This window comes from Sporosarcina sp. P34, from assembly GCF_002743375.1.
Lineage (GTDB): Bacteria > Bacillota > Bacilli > Bacillales_A > Planococcaceae > Sporosarcina.
Genome location: NZ_PDZC01000014.1, coordinates 1 through 20427 on the forward strand (window position 1 = coordinate 1; position 20427 = coordinate 20427).

Consider the following 20427-nt stretch of genomic DNA (forward strand, 5'->3'; position numbering starts at 1 on the left):
TATTAGGCATGCCGCCAGCGTTCGTCCTGAGCCAGGATCAAACTCTCCATAAGAGAAATTCGATTAGCTCGAGTTTCATTTGCTGGCATCAATTAAGATACTCATCTTTTGTTTGTGTCACCGTAAGATGCACAAACTGTATTTCGTTAACGTTTTGCTGTTCAGTTTTCAAGGTTCATTCGGTTGGTCTCTCGTAAGAGGCAACTTTCTAATATTAACATCTCATCACTTCGTTGTCAACACTTTTACTTAAAAAGTTTTTCTTGTTAAGTGTGATGTTTTCGCGACTGCTTGATGCGACGCTTATAAATATACCACCACGTTTATAGGAATGCAAGTCTTTTTATCAATTCTTTTAAATAGATATTGAAAACCGCGTACCTACAGCGATACGCGGATATGAAGTTACTGCATTACCGTAATGTAATAGCCCCGTACCCGCTTGATCTTCTTCATTTCCTACATCGTTTACTAAGTTATTATATTAAAAGGTCTTAACAATAGAAATTTTTCTATTAGATGATAGATCAACATGTGTGCCTGTATCTAGTATCTTAACAATGGGACGTAAGGGGAAATCACGGTGCAAGTAAATGACCTCTGCTAGTTCGTCAGTCGTCAGTTTTACTTTTGTTCCAATGGACAGCTTGTTGATCAATTCATGAAGTACTTCAATTACCTTCATATCAAACTTACCAAACTCTTCTTCCCTCATTAACTCGATTACTTTAAATGAACTCTCCTTCTGTCTATATGGCCTTTCAGATGCCATAGCGTGGTACACATCTGCCACTGAGAGTATTTGAGAGATTTCCGTTATCTCCTGTCCTTTTAGTCCCCTTGGATAACCACTACCGTCAAAACGCTCGTGATGCTGCAGGATTGCTACTTTCATTTCCTGACGTACCAATGGAGAGTCATTGACCATTTGAAAACTGTGAATGACATGTTTTTTCACTTCACTTAACTCTTCACTTGTTAGAAATGCCACTTTATCAATAATTTTTTCATCAATTTTCGCCATACCACTGTCTGCCAGTACGCCTGCTATACCAATTTGTAGCACTTGCCCTCTTGGATACCCCATTGCCTCACTTATCAAAGCTGCTAGAATGCCTACACTGATGGAGTGATGAGCACGATAGTTTTGCAATGTAGCAAACTCATTTAGTCTTCTGACATATTCCTTATTCTCTAAAAATGCTTGAATCAAAGGTAAAACAATTGTACGTACTGCTGCAACATCTAATTTTTTACCAGATCTATAGCTGACAAATTCTTTTCTGTATGATTCCACCGCTTCATCGTATAGCGTTTCCAAAGATCTCGACTTTCTAGGGACGCTTTGGTTCATCAACTTTTCCACTTCTGGAGTTAACTTTACATCAGTCGCTTGCTCTACCGATTCTTGTTCTGTCTTACTGAGTGCCTTTGATTCGACCAGCACGCGTGTAATGTCAAATGAATGGAGAATTTCGAAATGCTCTAGCATTAACTTAGTGCCTTTCGCCATAATTGGATTTCTTGTATTAGCGTAGAGATCCTCTTTTAGAATACTACCTGGTCTTAAATCACTAACCTCTTTGTAAATATCCAATGCTTTCACCTATTTTCCTCATCGCTCTATCTATTATCATATAATATTCTCAATTATATGGATAGATATCTGAGTAAATTCTCCTACTAAAAGTAAAAAAGTTATTGAAGTGACGTATTACGCCCCTTCAATAACTTTTCATTAGTCCTCTGTGTCTGTGTCTAGTTGTTCTTCTTCAGTTACTTCCAAGTGTTCCTCTAGTTCATCATCCAAATCGTCTTCAAGGTCATCGTCCTTTTCTACCTTTGCGACCGTTGCTACACGTTCCTCATCAGCCAATCGAATGAGTCGAACGCCTTGTGTAGATCGGCCAAATATAGAAATATCGCCAATTGACATACGAATTAAGATCCCGTGAATCGTTATTAACATCAAGTCTTCTTCTCCGTTAACTGATTTCATCGCAACAATAGCACCATTTCGATCCGTCATATGCATAGTTTTCAATCCATAACCGCCACGTGATTGGGATCGGTATTCACTTTCAGGCGTGCGCTTACCGTAACCTTTTTCCGTAACTACAAGAATATCGTCTCCTGCATCTACTATGTCCATGCCAATTACTTCATCCTCTTGACGTAATCTAATACCACGGACACCAGCGGCGGTTCTGCCAAGCGGACGAATACTTTCTTCATCAAAGCGAATCATCATACCATGTTTTGTACAGATCGCAATATCTGACGTACCATCAGTTGATCTTACGGAGATCAGTTCGTCATCTTCACGCAATCCTAAAGCAATCAAGCCGTTCGCACGAATATTGGCATAGTCCATTATCGACGTACGTTTAATAACACCTTGTTTTGTTGAGAAGAATAAATAATGATCTTCAGTAAACTCGTCAATCGGGATCATTGCCGTAACCTTTTCACCTTTTTGGAAGTCAAGTAGGTTAATAATTGGCAATCCCTTGGCAGTCCGGCTGTATTCAGGAACTTCATAGCCTTTTTTACGGAATACACGGCCTCTGCTCGTAAACAGTAAAATTGTGTCATGCGTGGAGGTATTTAGTAGATGCTCTACAAAGTCATCTTCATTCGTGCCCATGCCTTGGATTCCACGACCACCACGTCTCTGACTGCGATACGTATTGGCTGGTAGACGCTTAATATACCCTTGGTGAGTTAATGTCACAATGGAGTTTTCCACTGGAATCAAGTCCTCATCTTCTAGCATTTCAGAACCACCAAGCATAATCTCCGTACGACGTTCGTCAGCAAAACGCTCTTTAATTTCACTTAGTTCTTCACGAATTATCTCAATTAGTTTTAGTTCATCCGCCAAAATTGCACGCAATTCAGCAATAAGTGTCAACAACTCTTGGTATTCGGACTCGATTTTATCCCGTTCCAGTCCAGTCAAGCGTTGCAAACGCATATCGAGAATAGCTTGGGACTGGCGATCAGATAACTCAAATGTCTCCATTAAGTTTGATTTTGCTTCAGCCGTTGTTTTGGATGCACGGATTAGTGCAATGATCCGATCGATATGATCAAGCGCTATACGTAATCCTTCCAAGATATGTGCTCGGTCTTCCGCTTTGTTCAAATCAAATTGTGTACGACGGCGAATGACTATCTTTTGGTGTTCTAAGTAATGGTATAGAATTTCCTTCAATGACAATACTTTTGGTTGCTTGTCTACCAGTGCAAGCATATTGATCCCAAAACTAGTCTGCAAGGCAGTTTGTTTATACAGATTATTTAACAATACATTGGCATTGGCATCCCGCCGTACTTCAATAACAATACGCATACCTGTACGGTCCGATTCATCTGCTAAGTGTGTAATTCCGTCAATCTTTTTATCGCGCACGAGCTCTGCAATTTTCTCGATTAACTTTGCCTTATTCACTTGAAATGGAATTTCACTGACAATAATTGTTTCGCGGCCATTTGCAGCCGTCTCAATTTCTGCCTTACCACGGATGATCAGTGACCCACGGCCTGTTTCATAAGCGCGACGAATACCACTACGGCCGAGAATTATACCGCCAGTTGGGAAATCGGGGCCTGGAATAATTTCCATCAATTCTTCGGTTGTGATTGCGCTATTCTCTGCCAAAGCAAGTACAGCGTCAATCGTTTCGCCAAGGTGATGGGGCGGGATATTTGTTGCCATACCTACGGCAATTCCCGATGTACCGTTTACCAATAAGTTCGGATAACGACCCGGCAAGACTACAGGTTCTTTTTCCTGCTCGTCATAGTTTGCTTGGAAATCTATCGTATTTTTATTGATATCACGCAACAATTCCATCGCGATACGCGACATACGTGACTCTGTATAACGCATTGCAGCTGCTCCGTCACCATCAACAGAACCAAAGTTACCGTGTCCATCTACTAGCATGTAGCGATAACTGAAATCTTGGGCCATTCGTACCATCGTGTCATATACCGCACTATCACCATGCGGGTGGTACTTACCAATAACGTCACCTACGATACGGGCTGACTTTTTATGCGGTTTTTCCGCAGTGATACCCAAATCATGCATAGCATACAAAATGCGGCGATGTACGGGCTTTAAACCATCTCGAACATCCGGAAGGGCACGAGAAACGATTACGCTCATCGCATAGTTTAGAAATGAGGTCTTCATTTCTGTATTAATATTTATTTCCTGCACTCCGCCTTTTGGCAAATCTGCCATGTTGTCATGCTCCTTTCACCACTTACATCTATAAGTTCAGTCATTGCTTTATAAGCCGTTTACGATTCATCAAGTATCAATGTTTTGCACGTAAACTGCATTATCTTCAATGAACTTTCTGCGTGGCTCTACTTCATCACCCATTAATTCTTCAAACGTTTCATTTGCTTCCACTGCATCATCCATACGGACCTGCAAGAATGTGCGTTTATCAGGATCCATTGTTGTTTCCCATAGTTGCTCGGGATTCATCTCACCTAAACCTTTGTATCGTGTGATATCTGGCTTTGGCGAGGCGGGCATACTGCTCAAAATCGCCTGCAATGCTTCTTCATCGTAACAATACTCTTCTCTTTTTCCTGAGCGCACACGATAAAGTGGTGGCTGTGCAATATATACGTAACCTGCTTCAATTAGCGGACGCATGAAACGGAAGAAGAAGGTTAATAATAACGTACGAATATGGGCACCATCCACGTCGGCATCTGTCATGATGACAAGCTTATGATAACGAGCTTTATCTAAGTTAAATTCGGGACCGATTCCTGTACCGAGTGCCGTAATAATCATACGAATCTCTGCGTTTCCAAGAATACGGTCCAAACGTGCTTTTTCGACATTGAGGATTTTTCCTCGTAATGGCAAAATCGCCTGAAAGTGACGATCACGACCATTCTTCGCCGATCCTCCGGCAGAGTCACCCTCAACAATATACAACTCACTGATAGCTGGATCCCTTGAAGAACAATCCGATAGTTTCCCTGGTAAACTCGAGATTTCCAACGCTGATTTTCGACGTGTCAATTCACGGGCGTTCTTCGCAGCCATACGTGCTCTTGCCGCCATCGTACTCTTGCCAACTACCTGACGTGCTACTACTGGATTTTCAATTAAGAAACGTTGCAGTGCTTCAGAAAACAATGAATTCGTAATCGTGCTGACTTCCGAGTTACCTAATTTTGTTTTTGTTTGGCCTTCAAATTGAGGATCAGGGTGCTTGATTGAGACGATAGCCGTCAGTCCTTCACGCACGTCGTCCCCCGTCAGATTGTCTTCTGACTCTTTCAATAAGCCATTTTTACGTGCATAGTCGTTAATCACGCGAGTTAATGCAGTTTTGAAACCTTGCTCGTGTGTTCCACCTTCATACGTATGAATATTATTAGCAAATGACAATAAGTTTTCACCGTAGCCGCTGTTGTATTGCATAGCGACCTCAACGGTAATACCATCGCGTTCGCCTTCAATGTAAATAGGGTCTTCAAAAATCGGCTCTTTTTTTTCGTTCAAATGCTGAACATAGGATTTAATTCCACCTTCATAGTGAAACACTTCGGATACAGGTTCTTCGCCACGTTCATCGGTAATGGTAATACGCAGGCCACGGTTCAAGTAGGCAAGTTCACGCAAACGTGTTGCTAATATGCTGTACTCGTATACCGTTGTTTCGGTAAAGATCTCGGGATCCGCCTTGAAACGGATTGTAGTGCCGGTCTCATCCGATTCACCAATGACTTCAAGTTCCTTTGAGACAGGACCTCTAGAAAACTTAATTGCATATAACTTTTTATCCACTTTAACGTAGACTTCTGTTTTCTCTGACAAAGCATTGACAACTGAAGATCCTACGCCGTGCAAACCGCCAGAAACTTTATATCCGCCACCGCCGAACTTACCCCCTGCGTGGAGTACAGTCATGATGACTTCAACAGCTGGTCTACCCGTTGATTCCTGAATGCCTACTGGAATTCCACGACCATTATCGGATACCTTAATCCAGTTATCTTTCTCTATCGTTACTTCAATATGATCACAATAACCTGCGAGAGCTTCGTCGATACTATTGTCTACAATTTCCCATACGAGATGATGAAGCCCTTTTGCACTCGTTGTCCCAATATACATACCAGGACGTTTACGGACAGCTTCAAGGCCTTCCAACACTTGTATCTGACTCGCATCATAAGCTGTCTGCATATCCTTTTCTTCCATTGCCAAGGTTTTCACCTTTCCTTTCCAAAACTATCAAACCACAACCATTTATTTTCTCTGTGAAACGGATCCGTCATGCACTTCAAAAATGGCTGCTTCCTGGATCGTATTATGATCTATTCCCGCGATATTGGTTGTTGTCACAAATGTTTGTACTTGTCCCTGCATAGTACTGAGCAAATGTGACTGTCGGTAATCGTCCAATTCTGATAACACATCATCAAGCAATAAAATTGGAGTCTCGCCCACTTCTTGTTTTACTAACTCGATTTCCGCGAGTTTTAAAGAAAGGGCGGTCGTCCGTTGCTGCCCCTGCGAACCAAATGTCTGAATATCGTACCCATTGACAAAAAACTGCAAATCATCACGATGTGGACCTATCAATGTAAGCCCTCGTTCTAATTCGCGTCTTCGCACACTTTTTAACTGATCTGCAAAAATTGTTTCCATCTCTTCAGCAGTCTGCCCAGAATGTAGGTCTTTTAAAGTCCCATATGAAACTTCTAGTGTTTCAAGACCGCGTGAAATTCCTTGATGGATCGGATTTGCCCACTTTTGTAGCAATTCCATAAAGTAAAAACGTTTTCGAATAATTTGAACTGCTACTTGAATATACTGTTCCGTGTAAATATCGAACATAACATCCTGGAGATCCAATTTACCTCGATTTGCCTTTAACAAGGCATTTCGTTGCTTTAATATCTTTTGGAAATTGACCAAGTCGTGCAAATAAACTCTCGATATCTGTCCAATTTCCATATCTAAAAAACGCCTGCGCAGCTGGGGGCTGCCCTTTACGATATTTAAATCTTCAGGCGCAAACATGACTACATTCATCTGGCCAACGTACATACTCAAACGGTTTTGTTCCAAATGATTGACCCTAGCCTTTTTTCCCTTTTTAGAAATCGTCAGCTCTAACGGCATAGATCCAAATTTACGTTGGACATCCCCTTCTATTTTACCACACTCTTGTTCCCAGCGTATAAGTTCACGATCGTTTGTTGTACGGTGAGATTTTGCCATCGCCAATACATAAATGGCCTCCATGACATTGGTTTTTCCTTGTGCATTTTCACCGATCAATACATTCATCGTAGGAGAGAATTTTAATTCCAGGGACTCATAATTTCGATAGTTCGTTAGTTTAAGCCGATCAATATGCATCCGACTGTCCAGATTCATCCGCTGACAGTTTGAATTTTCCTGCACCCGGAATATTTACTACATCTCCGTCATATAATTTCTTACCTCGTCGTTGTTCCGGCTCACCGTTTACGTACACAATGTTTTCGCCTAAAAACCATTTAGCCATTCCACCTGAGCTAATAACATTCGTCATTTTTAATAATTGGCCTAGCGTTATATATTCCGTATCAAACTGTACTGTCTCCATTTTTAATTCAATCCCTCATAAAATATTCTGTCCCTCTAGTTTACCTAACTTTTTGCAATAAGTAAAAAGGTAGCCAACATGTTGACTACCCTATTGCAAGATATTTTCTTTAGTTACGGATTAAAACGTTCTAACCGGTAAAATTAATTGTAGAATGGCTTCGCTATCAATTGACTTTAAGATGAACGGGCGCATGCTGCCAGTGAAGTGAATCTTTAGATCTTGGCCATCAATTGCTTTTAAGGCATCCATCATATATTTCGCGCTGAATGAGATTTTCAAAGGCTCCCCTTCGATATGCACAGCTTCTACCAACTCTTCTACATTTCCGACGTCTGGCGAGTTAGAAGAGATTTGCACATGTGGACTACCGTCTGTTGAGAAGTGCACGATATTATTCCGATCTTCACGGGCTAATAAAGATGCACGATCAATTGCTTGCAATAAATTGCGTCCATTAATCGTAATGGACGTTTTGTATTCAGTAGGAATTAGACGTGATGTATCAGGGTAATTCCCCTCCAATAGTCTTGAATAGAACAAGACATTATGGAGCTTGAATAATACTTGTTGATTCGCAATAAAAATTTCTACTGCCGTAGCGTCGTCAGGCAATATTTTGCTTAGTTCCTGAAGACTTTTTCCTGGAATAACTGCATTGAATGGTGAGCTTGCTTGAATCTCGGGTGTCATGATCCTTCTGGCCAATCTATGACTATCCGTTGCGATACAGTAAAGCTCTTGCTCTTTCATAATCCATTGAACACCTGTCAGAACTGGACGGGTCTCTTGTTGGGATACTGCAAATACCGTCTCTCTAATAAGTGATTTCATCAAGTCGGCAGGCATTTCAAAACGCTCCGCATCTTTTACATCGGGCAATATAGGATATTCATCAGCACTTTGGGCAATAATATGAAATTCAGACTGTCCAGAACGAATATGTGTTTTCATTCCGTCACGTAACTCAACCATCACTTCATTCGTTGGTAGTTTGCGAATAATCTCGTTAAAGACCTTTGCTTGTAACACTAAAGTGCCTGGTTGGATCACTTGAATAATCTGTGTGCCATCTTCTTCTGCTGGAATGAAAGTGGATATCGTAATATCTGAATCACTTCCAGTCATCGTCAATCCCTTTTCAGTAATTTCTAATTTGATACCTGTCAAAATAGGTGTTGTCACTTTTGAACTGATTGCTTTAACAACATCGCTTAATCCATCCAATAATCTATCTCTCATAATTTCAAACTGCATATCGATACCTCGCTTATATAATAATAATTAAGTAATTAAATATAGTAGTAATAGTAGTAGGGCCTGTGGATATGTGGAAAAGCCCTCCAAATGTATAAGAGTCATAGTTTCCCACATGTGTATAACAAGTGGACGAGCGTGCACTACTTGTCCACAGTTATCCACAGTTCATTAGGCTCTTCCTAAAACCTTTTTAATATCTTGGACGTCTTGTAGCAATGCTTTGTCTTCATCGAGCTGTTTGGAAATCTTCTCATGCGCATGAATAACAGTTGAATGATCACGACCGCCAAACTCTGAACCAATCTTCGGTAAAGAGGAGTCTGTCAGTTCTCTTGATAAATACATCGCAACTTGACGTGGAAATGCTATAGCTCGGGTCCTTTTTTTCGCTACGAAGTCTTCCAACCTAATGTTAAAGTGCTCTCCGACAGCCTTTTGGATGTCTAGAATGGATATAATCCGCGGACGGGAATTTGGAATAATATCTTTTAATGCCTCGGCTGCCAAATCAGTAGTAACATCCGCATTTACTAGTGAAGAGTAAGCAACGACACGGATCAGCGCCCCTTCAAGTTCTCTAATATTGGTGTCAATTTGGTTAGCAATGTACAACATGACGTCGTTTGAAATGTCGATTAAGCCATCCGCTTTCGCCTTTTTACGTAGTATTGCAATTCTCGTTTCAAGATCAGGCGGTGCAATGTCTGTAATCAGCCCCCATTCAAAGCGGGAACGTAAACGATCTTCCAGTGTAGGGATTTCTTTTGGTGGACGATCACTGGAAATAATAATTTGTTTTGATTCTTCATGCAAAGTATTAAATGTATGGAAGAACTCTTCCTGCGTTTGTTCTTTTCCAGCTATGAATTGAATATCGTCAATTAACAGGACATCTACGCTGCGGTAGCGGTCTCTGAAATCACCGGCTTTATTGTCTCGTATGGAGTTAATAAACTCATTCGTAAATTTTTCAGATGATAAATACACAACCTTCAATGCAGGGTTTTGCTCCAGTACATAATGACCGATTGCATGCATTAAGTGTGTCTTTCCCAACCCGACTCCCCCATATATAAAGAGTGGATTATAAGCTTTGGCAGGTGCTTCAGCAACTGCTAATGAAGCTGCATGCGCAAAGCGATTACCGGACCCAATAACGAACGTGTCAAAGGTATACTTCGGATTTAGCATTCCAGCCGAGTTGGCCATTGGTGTTTTTTCTACAGGTTTTGGCTGTGTTTTTGGCAATTTAATATCGTTCTCTGCCACGTCTTGCGGAACAATAAACTCAACGATTCGATCTTCACCTGTCAGTTCGGATAAAATTCCCGTGATTAAATGGACGTAATGCGTTTCGAGCCAATCTTTGGCGAATGAGTTTGGAACAGAAATAGTTGCATTTTCTGCTTCATACGTTAGCAATTTAGTCGATTTTAACCACGTTTCAAAACTAGGCTTCGAAACCCTAGCTTCAATATTCTTCAATACTTCTTCCCATAAACCTGATAGATTTTCCAATCGTGTGCCTCCTTTACAATGAAATATTAAAAAGCCCGGAATCCGCTTATGCACAGTATCCAGGGCTGTGGATAAAAATTATCGAAAAGTGTTGAAAAAACTATCCACACTGTATTCACATATGTGGATAAGATTTTGGTTATAAAATATATACACAACAAAAGCTTTTTAATTGTAACAGGGAAACTGATTATTGACAAGGAGTCTGATGATTTATGCACAATCCCCTTACCTGTGCATAAAGTGGTTATCCACAGGTCTGAATATGTGAAAAACTTGTCGACAATTGCCAGATTAAAAAATCCACAATTTTAGTCGTGAACAATTCATCCAGAATAAAACTTTCTACCTTTGTGGATAAGTCTTTAGTGAAAGTGAAAGTTATTACAAGTGGATCCCGAGCGAAGGAATAGAAAAGCATTGACATTCTTTTACTGAATCGCTATACTATTCAAGACTGTCACAGTAGGAAAAGAGACAATCAAAGCAGGAGGTGTCTTACGAAATGAAACGTACATTCCAACCAAATAAACGTAAACGCGCTAAAGTCCACGGCTTCCGCCAAAGAATGAGTTCGAAAAACGGCCGTAGAATCTTAGCAGCTCGTCGTCGTAAAGGAAGAAAAGTTCTTTCAGCATAAGGCCACTGACATCAGTGGTCTTTTTTTTAGCTATTCGTGCGATTCGATAAGAATATTGGGTCTCTTCCATAGTAGCGGATCAGTAGATTACGACGGTAGAAAATTAAAGCAGGTGTTAGTGTGAAAAAAAGCCAGCGAATAAAAAAAAATAAAGAATTTCAAACGGTATTTAAAAAAGGAAAGTCCTTTGCTAACCGACAGTTTATTGTCTATACCTATAAGAAGGAAGACCAGCAAGAGTTCAGAATTGGCCTATCCGTCAGCAAAAAGGTCGGAAATGCTGTTACGCGTAACAGGATTAAGCGCTACATTCGACAATCATTCCTGGAAATGAATGATGAGATCAAGCCTGATCTAGATTATGTTATTATCGCAAGAAATCAAGCTGCCACGCTTGATTTCCATACGACCAAAAAAAATCTGAGACATGTTTTAAAAATTGCAAAAGTCTTTAAGTGAAATCAAAGCTCTACCTAGATGTAGAACGATTAAAGCCATCATGTTACACTGAAAAAAACTTTTAAAATGATCTTGCGACTGTTTGGGGGAAAAAACATTGAAAAAGAAATTAGTGTTCCTTTCACTACTTGTTGTAGTTGCCGTCTTTATGGCGGGTTGTTCGGAATTTCAAAAGCCCATCACGGCAGAGAGTACAGGAATTTGGAACGAATATATTGTTTGGCCGCTTGTTTCATTGATTATAAAGTTCAAATCCTGGTTAGGAACATATGGACTAGCTATCATCGTTGTCACAGCAATTATTCGTACAGCATTACTTCCATTGATTATTCAACAAACGAAAAGTTCGAAGCGTATGCAGGAAATTCAACCTAGACTTAAAGCGTTGAAAGAGAAATATAAATCAAAAGACGCTGTCACACAGAAAAAGTATCAAGAGGAAATGCAACAGATGATGATCAATGAAAAGATTAATCCCGTTGCAGGATGCCTACCGGTTATCATCCAAATGCCAATATTTATTGGTTTCTACCATGCCATCAGCCGGATGAATGCTACGCCAACGATTGAGTTAGGCAACTTCCTAGGTGTTGCACTTGGTTCACCAAGTATTCTATTTGCCATCATCGCTGGATTGTTCCAATTAACGGTTCTACGTACAGGACCTGCAATGGATAACCCACAGATGAAGATGATGATGTACATCATGCCATTTATGATTATGGTATTTGGTTCATTCTTACCGGCAGCTCTCGCTTTATACTGGATCGTCGGAAATATCATTTCACTGCTCCAAAATATTTTCATCTACAAGCCGTTCGATAAACCAAAAAACGTCGAAGTAGTGAAAGCAGGAGGGAAAAAGAAATGAAGCAACTTACACAAAGGGCAGCAACCGTTGAGCTAGCAATAGAATCGGCTTTACAGGACCTAGGTGTAACAATAGAACAAGTAGAGGTACAGGTAGTGGAAAACGGTCGGAAAGGTTTTCTTGGTTTCGGGGTAAAACAAGCAGAAGTCCTGGTAACCGTCCTAGAGAAATCAGAGCCAGAGCCTAAAATTCACACCACACGAGTAACTGAACCAGCACAGACGCTTACAGATGAAAGTGAATTAGTAGCCTCCGTTACTGAGCCACGGGAAGTGGTTCAGCAGCCTGAAAATAAAGCCGAGCAATCGGAACCCGTAATGGATACAAAGAAAAATACAAGAGTACATGAAACCGACGTCTACAATGAAAAAGATGCTATTGAAGAAACGAAGCAGTACATTGAGGACATGGCCAAAGAAATGGGCATTGAAGACTTGATGATTACGTTCGAAACTAAAGGAAAGTACATCAATTTCCAGCTTGAAAGTAAAAAAGCAGCATTCTTAATAGGTAAAAGAGGGCAAACGCTTAATGCAATCCAGCAATTAGCGCAACTCGTAGCCAATAAAGCAACAAAACAATTCAAAATTGTTAGAGTGAATGTTGCAGATTACCGTGAGCGCCGCGAGCAATCACTCGAGCAACTGGCAGATCGGATGGCGGACCGTGCAGTACGTACAAAACGTCAGGTTGCGCTTGAACCTATGCCTTCCTACGAGAGAAAAGTCATCCATAATGCGTTGTCACTCAGACTCGATATTGAGACATTCTCGGAAGGAAAGGATCCATACCGACACATCGTCATTAAAGGAATCGAATAAGACTAATCCCGCAGAGGTTTTCTGCGGGATTTTTATTGTCATCGAAAAAATAGAAAACTATTTAGTAAGTATAATGCGTTACGCGTCTAACTAGGGACACATACTAGTACTTCAAATTCCACCCAAAATCACATTCATTTCCCGGATTATTTTCCCCATCACGCATTTTATTTTAAGAAACTTTCTACACTAGAAAGCTTGAAACGACAGTGTTCTTTGTCGACTGCTAGCACATGATAAATTACCATGACGCTTAGTTCAAAATTCCTGAATTTATCCACACGTTTTAAATTCGCGTGCTAGGAGATTCCGACGATTTATGATAATATAGGTTGTTAGAAAGTAGTATTCGCTATAAAAGATATGCACATGTGCACAACAAAGCCAGGAAGGTGAAAAACTTGCATTTTGATACGATAGCCGCCATTTCCACTCCCATGGGAGAAGGAGCAATTGCCATCGTTCGTCTGAGCGGCGATGAAGCATGGAAGATTGCAGACCGTATATTTCAGTCACCGGCAGCTAAACCACTCTGCGAACAACCATCGCATACGATTCATTATGGACATTTACACGACCCCGCCACCGAAGAGTTAGTGGAGGAAGTCATGGTGTCGATCATGAAAGCACCAAAGACCTTCACGCGCGAAGACATAGTGGAGATTAACTGTCACGGAGGCATCACTTCCGTCAATAGAGTTCTCCAGTTAGTATTGACGGAGGGGGCTAGATTAGCAGAACCCGGCGAGTTCACTAAACGAGCATTTCTTAATGGTCGAATTGATTTATCCCAGGCTGAAGCCGTTATGGATTTGATCAGGGCCAAAACAGATAAGGCCATGAACGTTGCGCTTAATCAAATGGAGGGAAAACTATCTCATTTGATCGGTGAATTGCGACAGGCGCTACTCGAGACACTTGCACAAGTGGAAGTTAATATAGATTACCCGGAGTATGATGATGTAGAAGAAGTGACGATTCCTTTGATGGTTGAAAAAGGAACGTGGGTAATGAATCAGATTGATGATTTATTGCGTACATCACAGCAAGGAAAGATCTTACGTGAAGGATTATCTACCGTAATTGTTGGACGTCCGAACGTTGGAAAGTCATCATTACTCAACAGCTTAGTGCAAGAAAACAAAGCGATCGTTACTGATGTGGCGGGTACTACCCGTGATATTATAGAAGAGTATGTCAACGTTCGTGGAGTTCCTTTGCGTCTTGTCGATACTGCAGGAATTCGGGAGACGGAAGACATTGTCGAGCGGATTGGTGTGGAACGTTCAAGGAAGGTATTGAAAGAAGCGGATCTCATTCTATTGATGGTTAATAATTCTGAGGCGTTAACAGACGAAGATGAACGGTTATTTGAAGCCGTTGCTGGTATGGATATGCTTGTCATCGTCAATAAAACAGATTTACCAGCAAAGATTGATCTAGAGCGAGTCTATGAAATCGCAGGAAGAGATCGCGTGATTACTACTTCTATATTGCAAGAGCAAGGTATTAACGAGTTAGAAGAAGCGATAGCTGCCCTGTTCTTTGAAGGTTCATTGGAATCCAATGACCTGACGTATGTATCCAATGCCCGTCATATTTCGTTACTAAAACAAGCACGCAATACAATTGACGATGCGGTACAAGCAGCGCAGGCAGGTGTTCCTGTTGACATGATTCAAATAGACGTAACACGTACATGGGAAATTCTTGGTGAAATCATCGGAGATACCGTTCAAGATAGTTTAATTAAAGAGTTGTTCTCGAAGTTCTGCCTCGGAAAATAATGATTTTATATATGGGAAGGATGAACGAACATGCCACAATTTGAAGCAGGCACGTTCGATTGTATCGTCATTGGAGCTGGACACGCAGGCGCAGAAGCAGCCTACGCATCAGCCAAGATGGGCGCATCGACATTAGTTTTAACAATGAATTTAGACATGATTGCTTTCATGCCATGTAATCCTTCATTAGGAGGACCTGCAAAAGGTATCGTAGTGCGTGAAATAGATGCACTGGGCGGCTTGATGGCAAAGGTCATAGATAAAACGCATATTCAAATGCGTTTATTGAACACAGGGAAAGGCCCGGCAGTGCGTGCTTTGCGTGCACAAGCGGATAAAGTACTATATCAGCAAGAAATGAAGCGGATACTGGAAGAGGAACCGAATTTGACAATTCGTCAAGCGGTTGTCGAGCAGTTAATCGTCGAAGAAGATGAAATAAAAGGCGTAGTGACACAGATCGGTGCAATTTTCCGTGCAAAGACTGTCATTATTACAACAGGTACATTTTTACGCGGTGAGGTTATCATTGGAGATCTAAAATACTCTAGTGGGCCGAATAATCAAATGCCATCCATCAAACTGGCGGAACATCTGCAGGAACTTGGTCTACAGACGGTTCGATTTAAAACAGGAACTCCTCCACGTATCAACAGCAATACAATTGATTACAGCAAGACAGAGATTCAGCCGGGAGACGACGTGCCGCGTTCGTTCAGTTATGAAACAACGGAATACATTATGGATCAACTACCGTGTTGGTTAACGTATACCACTCCCGAAACACATGAAATCATCAATGAAAATCTTCATTTATCTCCAATGTATTCGGGTATGATTAAAGGAAAAGGACCAAGTTACTGTCCGTCTATTGAAGATAAAATTGTACGTTTTGCGGACAAGTCACGTCACCAGATTTTCCTAGAGCCTGAAGGTCGTAATACAAGAGAAGTATATGTGCAGGGATTGTCAACAAGTCTTCCAGAGCATATACAACATCGCCTAATTGCGAGCGTACCGGGACTTGAAAAGGCTGAAATGATGCGTGCTGGCTATGCGATTGAGTATGATTCTATAATTGCAACACAACTATGGCCAACGTTGGAAACGAAAAAAATTAAGAATTTGTACACGGCTGGCCAAATTAACGGAACTTCGGGATATGAAGAAGCCGCGGCACAAGGATTGATGGCCGGTATTAATGCAGCATGCAACGTGCTTGGTAAGGAAGAAGTCGTTCTTGGACGTAGTGATGCGTATATTGGCGTACTAATTGATGACTTGGTCACTAAAGGTACAAGTGAACCGTATCGTCTTCTGACGTCACGAGCGGAATATCGCCTCTTGCTTCGTCATGATAATGCCGATATGCGTCTGACGGAAATTGGTTACCAAAATGGAATGATTAGTGAAGAGCGCCACACGAAATTTTTAGCGAAGAAGGCACAAATCGAGGCGGAAATTGATCATTTACGCAAGGTGACTGTGAAACCGACCGAAGAGATCCAAGAAATTATTGCTAGAGTCAATGGAACGGCACTTCGTGAACCAATGAAAGCGGCTGATTTACTGAAGCGGCCGGAAATGAAGTATAGCGAATTGTGTAAAGTAGTCCCACCACTTGAAGAAATTAGCGAAGAAGTGGCGGAACAAGTGGAAATTTTCATTAAGTATGAAGGATACATCGAAAAGTCCATGCAGCAAGTAGCAAGGATGAAAAAGATGGAGAATAAACGGATTCCAGAGAACATTGATTATGATGCAATTTCAGGCATTGCGAAAGAAGCAAAGGCAAACCTTAAAGAGGTACAACCATTGTCGATTGCGCAGGCATCACGCATTTCGGGTGTCAATCCAGCAGATATCTCCATTTTGCTTGTCTATATTGAACAAGGAAAAATTGCGAAAGTATCCGGTTGAGTCTTTGACTGGCGCTTTGTAGCGTCAGTCTTTTTGAAAAGGAATGAGAACATGACAGAAGAACAATTTTACGAGGCTCTGCAAGAGAAAGGCTTTCTGTTGTCGGATGCACAGAAGCAACAATTTACACGCTATTTTGAAGTACTGGTTGAGTGGAATGAAAAGATGAACTTGACGGCAATTACGGACGCACCTTCCGTATATCTAAAGCATTTCTATGATTCCATTACAAGTGCATTTTACGTGGACTTCACAAAATATGAATCTGTTTGCGACGTAGGTGCCGGCGCAGGTTTTCCAAGTATCCCGTTGAAGATTATCTACCCACACTTACACGTGACGATTGTAGATTCATTGAATAAACGTATTACATTTTTAAATCACTTGGCTGGGGAGTTAAAGCTTGAAAATGTGGCGTTCGTCCATGCAAGAGCAGAAGAATTTGGTCGTAACCCCAAGTACCGTGAACAGTTCGATGTGGTGACTGCACGTGCAGTAGCACGGTTATCGGTATTATCGGAACTTTGTATTCCGCTCGTCAAACAAGGAGGACTTTTTGTTTCTATGAAAGGTGCAGCCGCATCTGAAGAAATGAAAGATGCTACTCGAGCTGTAAAATTACTTGGGGCAGTTTTACAGAATGAACATGAATTTCTATTACCAGAAGAAGATAGCGAACGTCATATCTTTGTATTTGAAAAGAAAAAGCAGACACCTAAGAAATATCCTAGAAAGCCAGGAGTGCCTAATAAAACACCGATTACAGCAAACTAACTGTGGGAAATGTTTCACGTGAAACAATTTTATAGAAGAGTAAAAAGGGAATAGTTTCGAAAAGGTGGTGTAGGGGTTGAAAAGTACTTTTTCGCGTTTTTTTGGTGGGGGAGAAAAGATGACTACAATAGAAGAAGTGAATGTTCATCATCTGGAGAAGGTAGCACAAATTGCAATTGATTTAATTACACCGAATCAATACCAGCCACGGGCAATTTTTAATGAGGAAAAAATTGAAGAACTTGCTAGAACCATTCATACACATGGTGTTATTCAACCTATTGTTATTCGAACGAAAGAAGATGGATCATACGAAATCATCGCAGGGGAACGAAGATTTCGGGCAATGCGTAAGCTTGGTTGGACGGAAGTACCGGCAATTGTGCGTGACTTAGATGATAAAGAGACAGCCTCGATTGCATTAATTGAGAACTTGCAACGTGAAGAACTAACGGCAATTGAAGAAGCGCATGCCTATGAACGTTTGTTAGAGTTACATGAATTGACACAGGAAGCATTGGCGCAACGTCTTGGTAAAGGACAGTCTACAATTGCAAATAAAATGCGTTTGTTGAAGTTACCTGAACCGGTTCAAACAGCAATTTTACAAAAAAAGATATCTGAACGTCATGCACGTGCATTATTACCGTTAAAAGAACCTACTCTTCAGGTGGAAGTGCTGGAAGAAATTAAAATAAACCAATACAATGTCAAGGATTTAGAAGCTAGGATTAAAGAAATATTATTTCCAACGGAATCAGTTGAGAAAGTGCAACCTGCAAGAAGACGCGGGTCTCGACAAAAATCCGTGAGCAAGGATATTCGTATTGCAGTGAACACCTTGCGAGAATCCCTTGCACTGATATCCAAGAGCGGGATTGAAGTAGCCGCCGAGGAAGTGGATTCTGAAGAATACTACACGATTACGGTGAAAATATGTAAAAAGTGATGAATGGAAACTCTTGCTGACTAACTAGCAAGAGTTTTCTTATATATCAATAGAGTTCATCCAGTGAAAATGATAAACTGAAATAGACCACATAGAACATATTCTTTGTCAGGAATTTCAAACATAGGTAACCACGAGTAAAACTTTGGTATACTAGTAAGACAAACGAAATAGGAAAGAAAGCAGGTGCAAGAGTGGGTAAGATTATTGCTATAGCAAATCAAAAAGGCGGAGTCGGAAAAACGACGACTTCCGTAAACTTAAGTGCATGCCTTGCCCATTTAGGCAAAAAAGTGCTCTTGATTGATTCCGATCCACAAGGAAATGCGACGAGCGGGGTCGGTGTGAACAAAGGTGATGTACAAAACTGTATTTATAATATGTTAATTGATGATGTGCCAGTACGTGAAGTTATTCTACCAACGGATATTGAAAATCTTGAAATTGTACCTGCTACCATTTCACTTGCGGGAGCTGAAATTGAGCTAGTTTCTACGATATCACGTGAGGTTCGCATGAAACACGCAATTCAAGACATTAAAGATGACTATGACTATGTCATTATTGACTGTCCTCCATCTCTTGGTCTGTTAACGTTGAACGCATTGACGGCTTCGGATTCAATCATAATTCCTGTACAGTGTGAATACTATGCGCTCGAAGGACTTAGTCAACTGCTCAGTACGATCCGCCTCGTTCAAAAACACCTAAATGAAGCACTTTATATTGACGGGGTACTATTGACGATGTTTGATGCCCGGACCAATTTAGGCATACAAGTTATTGAAGAAGTAAAGAAATACTTTCAAGACAAAGTGTATACAACAATCATTCCTCGTAACGTTCGGTTAAGTGAAGCGCCAAGTCATGGTAAGCCAATTATATTATATGATCCACGATCCAAAGGTGCGGAAGTTTATTCAGAGCTGGCAAAGGAAGTGGTGGAGAATGAGTAAAGGTCTAGGTAAAGGTCTTAATGCATTATTTCCTCGTGAAACATTGGAAAAAGTAGAGCTTTTACGTCTAAAAAGCATTAAAGTTAATCCATATCAGCCACGTAAAGAATTCAATGAAGTGGCGTTGAATGAATTAAGTGAGTCAATTAAGGAACACGGTGTTCTACAACCAATTATCGTGCGAAGTGTAGGGACGCAGTATGAAATTGTTGTAGGGGAAAGAAGATTCCGTGCTTCTGAACTGGCAGGAAAAAAAGAGATTCCGGCAGTCGTACGAGATCTAACAGATGAACAGTCTATGGAAATGGCCATTCTTGAGAACTTGCAGCGTGAAGACTTATCTCCAATTGAAGTAGCGGAAGCATACCAAAGTTTAATGGAAAGTCTGAAGCTAACACAAGAGCAACTAGCCTTTAGACTCGGCAAGAGTAGACCGCACATTGCCAACCACATTCGTTTACTCGCGTTACCGGAGAAAGTTTTGAAAGACATTTCCCATGGAATACTTTCAATGGGACATGGTCGTACACTTCTCGGGTTGCGTAAAAAAGAGCAAATCATAGCTATTGCCGAAAAAACCAAGACGGAAGGGCTGAATGTCCGTCAATTGGAAAAATTGGTTCAACATTTAAATGAAGATGTTCCACGTGAAACTAAGAAAGAAAAGAAAAAAGATATATTTATTGAAGCACAGGAAAACACACTGCGTGAACAATTTGGTACAAATGTAACAATCAAGAAAACGAAGAAAAAAGGTAAAATCGAAATTGAGTTTCACTCTGATGAAGACTTTGAACGTATTCTTGAATTATTGAACGCCGAGTGATGA

General features: G+C 40.9%; 17 protein-coding genes. 10 read left to right on the top strand and 7 right to left on the bottom strand.

Annotated features, from left to right (window positions below; all coding sequences use genetic code 11):
• Positions 1–484 precede the first annotated feature (484 nt).
• From CSV63_RS15050 to dnaA, 7 genes are all read right to left on the bottom strand, one after another.
• On the bottom strand, positions 485–1606 hold the full coding sequence (locus CSV63_RS15050; protein ID WP_099696541.1) for an HD-GYP domain-containing protein: 1122 nt from the start codon (positions 1604–1606) through the stop codon (positions 485–487).
• A 132-nt stretch (positions 1607–1738) separates the two neighbouring features.
• Positions 1739–4255 (bottom strand): DNA gyrase subunit A, encoded by a 2517-nt coding sequence (gene gyrA, locus CSV63_RS15055; protein WP_099696542.1) that lies wholly within the window; start codon positions 4253–4255, stop codon positions 1739–1741.
• 69 nt (positions 4256–4324) lie between these two features.
• Complete coding sequence (gene gyrB, locus CSV63_RS15060; RefSeq protein WP_233192144.1) at positions 4325–6247, bottom strand: DNA topoisomerase (ATP-hydrolyzing) subunit B; 1923 nt, start codon at positions 6245–6247, stop codon at positions 4325–4327.
• Positions 6248–6295: 48 nt separating this feature from the next.
• Positions 6296–7414: a DNA replication/repair protein RecF gene (gene recF, locus CSV63_RS15065; protein WP_099696544.1), complete on the bottom strand. Its 1119-nt coding sequence runs from the start codon at positions 7412–7414 to the stop codon at positions 6296–6298.
• On the bottom strand, positions 7404–7643 hold the full coding sequence (yaaA, locus tag CSV63_RS15070) for a S4 domain-containing protein YaaA (protein ID WP_099632556.1): 240 nt from the start codon (positions 7641–7643) through the stop codon (positions 7404–7406). The genes recF and yaaA overlap by 11 nt, the downstream gene beginning before the upstream one ends.
• Positions 7644–7763: 120 nt before the next feature.
• Positions 7764–8900: a DNA polymerase III subunit beta gene (dnaN, locus tag CSV63_RS15075; RefSeq protein WP_099696545.1), complete on the bottom strand. Its 1137-nt coding sequence runs from the start codon at positions 8898–8900 to the stop codon at positions 7764–7766.
• A gap of 171 nt (positions 8901–9071) precedes the next feature.
• Positions 9072–10421, bottom strand: a complete 1350-nt coding sequence (gene dnaA, locus CSV63_RS15080; protein WP_099696546.1) for a chromosomal replication initiator protein DnaA — start codon at positions 10419–10421, stop codon at positions 9072–9074.
• Positions 10422–10926: 505 nt separating this feature from the next.
• Between dnaA and rpmH the strand changes: the two genes are divergently transcribed.
• From rpmH to CSV63_RS15130, 10 genes are all read left to right on the top strand, one after another.
• Positions 10927–11061 carry a 50S ribosomal protein L34 gene (gene rpmH, locus CSV63_RS15085; protein WP_029054388.1) on the top strand — a complete coding sequence of 45 codons (135 nt, stop codon included), beginning with the start codon at positions 10927–10929 and terminating at the stop codon, positions 11059–11061.
• A gap of 120 nt (positions 11062–11181) precedes the next feature.
• Complete coding sequence (gene rnpA, locus CSV63_RS15090; protein WP_099696547.1) at positions 11182–11520, top strand: ribonuclease P protein component; 339 nt, start codon at positions 11182–11184, stop codon at positions 11518–11520.
• Positions 11521–11617: 97 nt separating this feature from the next.
• Entirely contained in the window at positions 11618–12391 is a 774-nt protein-coding gene (gene yidC / locus CSV63_RS15095; protein ID WP_099696548.1) for a membrane protein insertase YidC, read from the top strand.
• Positions 12388–13212, top strand: coding sequence for an RNA-binding cell elongation regulator Jag/EloR (jag, locus tag CSV63_RS15100; protein WP_099696549.1), 825 nt, complete (start codon positions 12388–12390; stop codon positions 13210–13212). Before yidC ends, jag begins: the two co-directional genes overlap by 4 nt.
• 401 nt (positions 13213–13613) lie before the next feature.
• Entirely contained in the window at positions 13614–14999 is a 1386-nt protein-coding gene (gene mnmE / locus CSV63_RS15105) for a tRNA uridine-5-carboxymethylaminomethyl(34) synthesis GTPase MnmE (protein WP_099696550.1), read from the top strand.
• A gap of 30 nt (positions 15000–15029) precedes the next feature.
• The gene (gene mnmG / locus CSV63_RS15110; RefSeq protein ID WP_099696551.1) at positions 15030–16919 is read left to right on the top strand and encodes a tRNA uridine-5-carboxymethylaminomethyl(34) synthesis enzyme MnmG; all 1890 of its coding nucleotides are present in this window, start codon (positions 15030–15032) and stop codon (positions 16917–16919) included.
• A 51-nt stretch (positions 16920–16970) separates the two neighbouring features.
• On the top strand, positions 16971–17693 hold the full coding sequence (gene rsmG / locus CSV63_RS15115) for a 16S rRNA (guanine(527)-N(7))-methyltransferase RsmG (protein WP_099696552.1): 723 nt from the start codon (positions 16971–16973) through the stop codon (positions 17691–17693).
• A gap of 76 nt (positions 17694–17769) precedes the next feature.
• Complete coding sequence (noc, locus tag CSV63_RS15120; protein ID WP_099696553.1) at positions 17770–18642, top strand: nucleoid occlusion protein; 873 nt, start codon at positions 17770–17772, stop codon at positions 18640–18642.
• A 194-nt stretch (positions 18643–18836) separates the two neighbouring features.
• Entirely contained in the window at positions 18837–19598 is a 762-nt protein-coding gene (locus tag CSV63_RS15125) for a ParA family protein (protein WP_099696554.1), read from the top strand.
• A complete protein-coding gene (locus CSV63_RS15130; protein ID WP_099696555.1) occupies positions 19591–20424 on the top strand; it encodes a ParB/RepB/Spo0J family partition protein in 834 nt (277 codons plus the stop codon). Before CSV63_RS15125 ends, CSV63_RS15130 begins: the two co-directional genes overlap by 8 nt.
• The last annotated feature ends 3 nt before the right edge of the window (positions 20425–20427 follow it).

Coding starts and splice junctions, on each gene's coding strand:
- gyrA (WP_099696542.1), bottom strand. CDS start 4,255: ATGGCAGATTTGCCAAAAGGCGGAGTGCAGGAAATAAATATTAATACA.
- gyrB (WP_233192144.1), bottom strand. CDS start 6,247: ATGGAAGAAAAGGATATGCAGACAGCTTATGATGCGAGTCAGATACAA.
- recF (WP_099696544.1), bottom strand. CDS start 7,414: ATGCATATTGATCGGCTTAAACTAACGAACTATCGAAATTATGAGTCC.
- yaaA (WP_099632556.1), bottom strand. CDS start 7,643: ATGGAGACAGTACAGTTTGATACGGAATATATAACGCTAGGCCAATTA.
- dnaN (WP_099696545.1), bottom strand. CDS start 8,900: ATGCAGTTTGAAATTATGAGAGATAGATTATTGGATGGATTAAGCGAT.
- rpmH (WP_029054388.1), top strand. CDS start 10,927: ATGAAACGTACATTCCAACCAAATAAACGTAAACGCGCTAAAGTCCAC.
- jag (WP_099696549.1), top strand. CDS start 12,388: ATGAAGCAACTTACACAAAGGGCAGCAACCGTTGAGCTAGCAATAGAA.
- mnmG (WP_099696551.1), top strand. CDS start 15,030: ATGCCACAATTTGAAGCAGGCACGTTCGATTGTATCGTCATTGGAGCT.
- rsmG (WP_099696552.1), top strand. CDS start 16,971: ATGACAGAAGAACAATTTTACGAGGCTCTGCAAGAGAAAGGCTTTCTG.
- CSV63_RS15130 (WP_099696555.1), top strand. CDS start 19,591: ATGAGTAAAGGTCTAGGTAAAGGTCTTAATGCATTATTTCCTCGTGAA.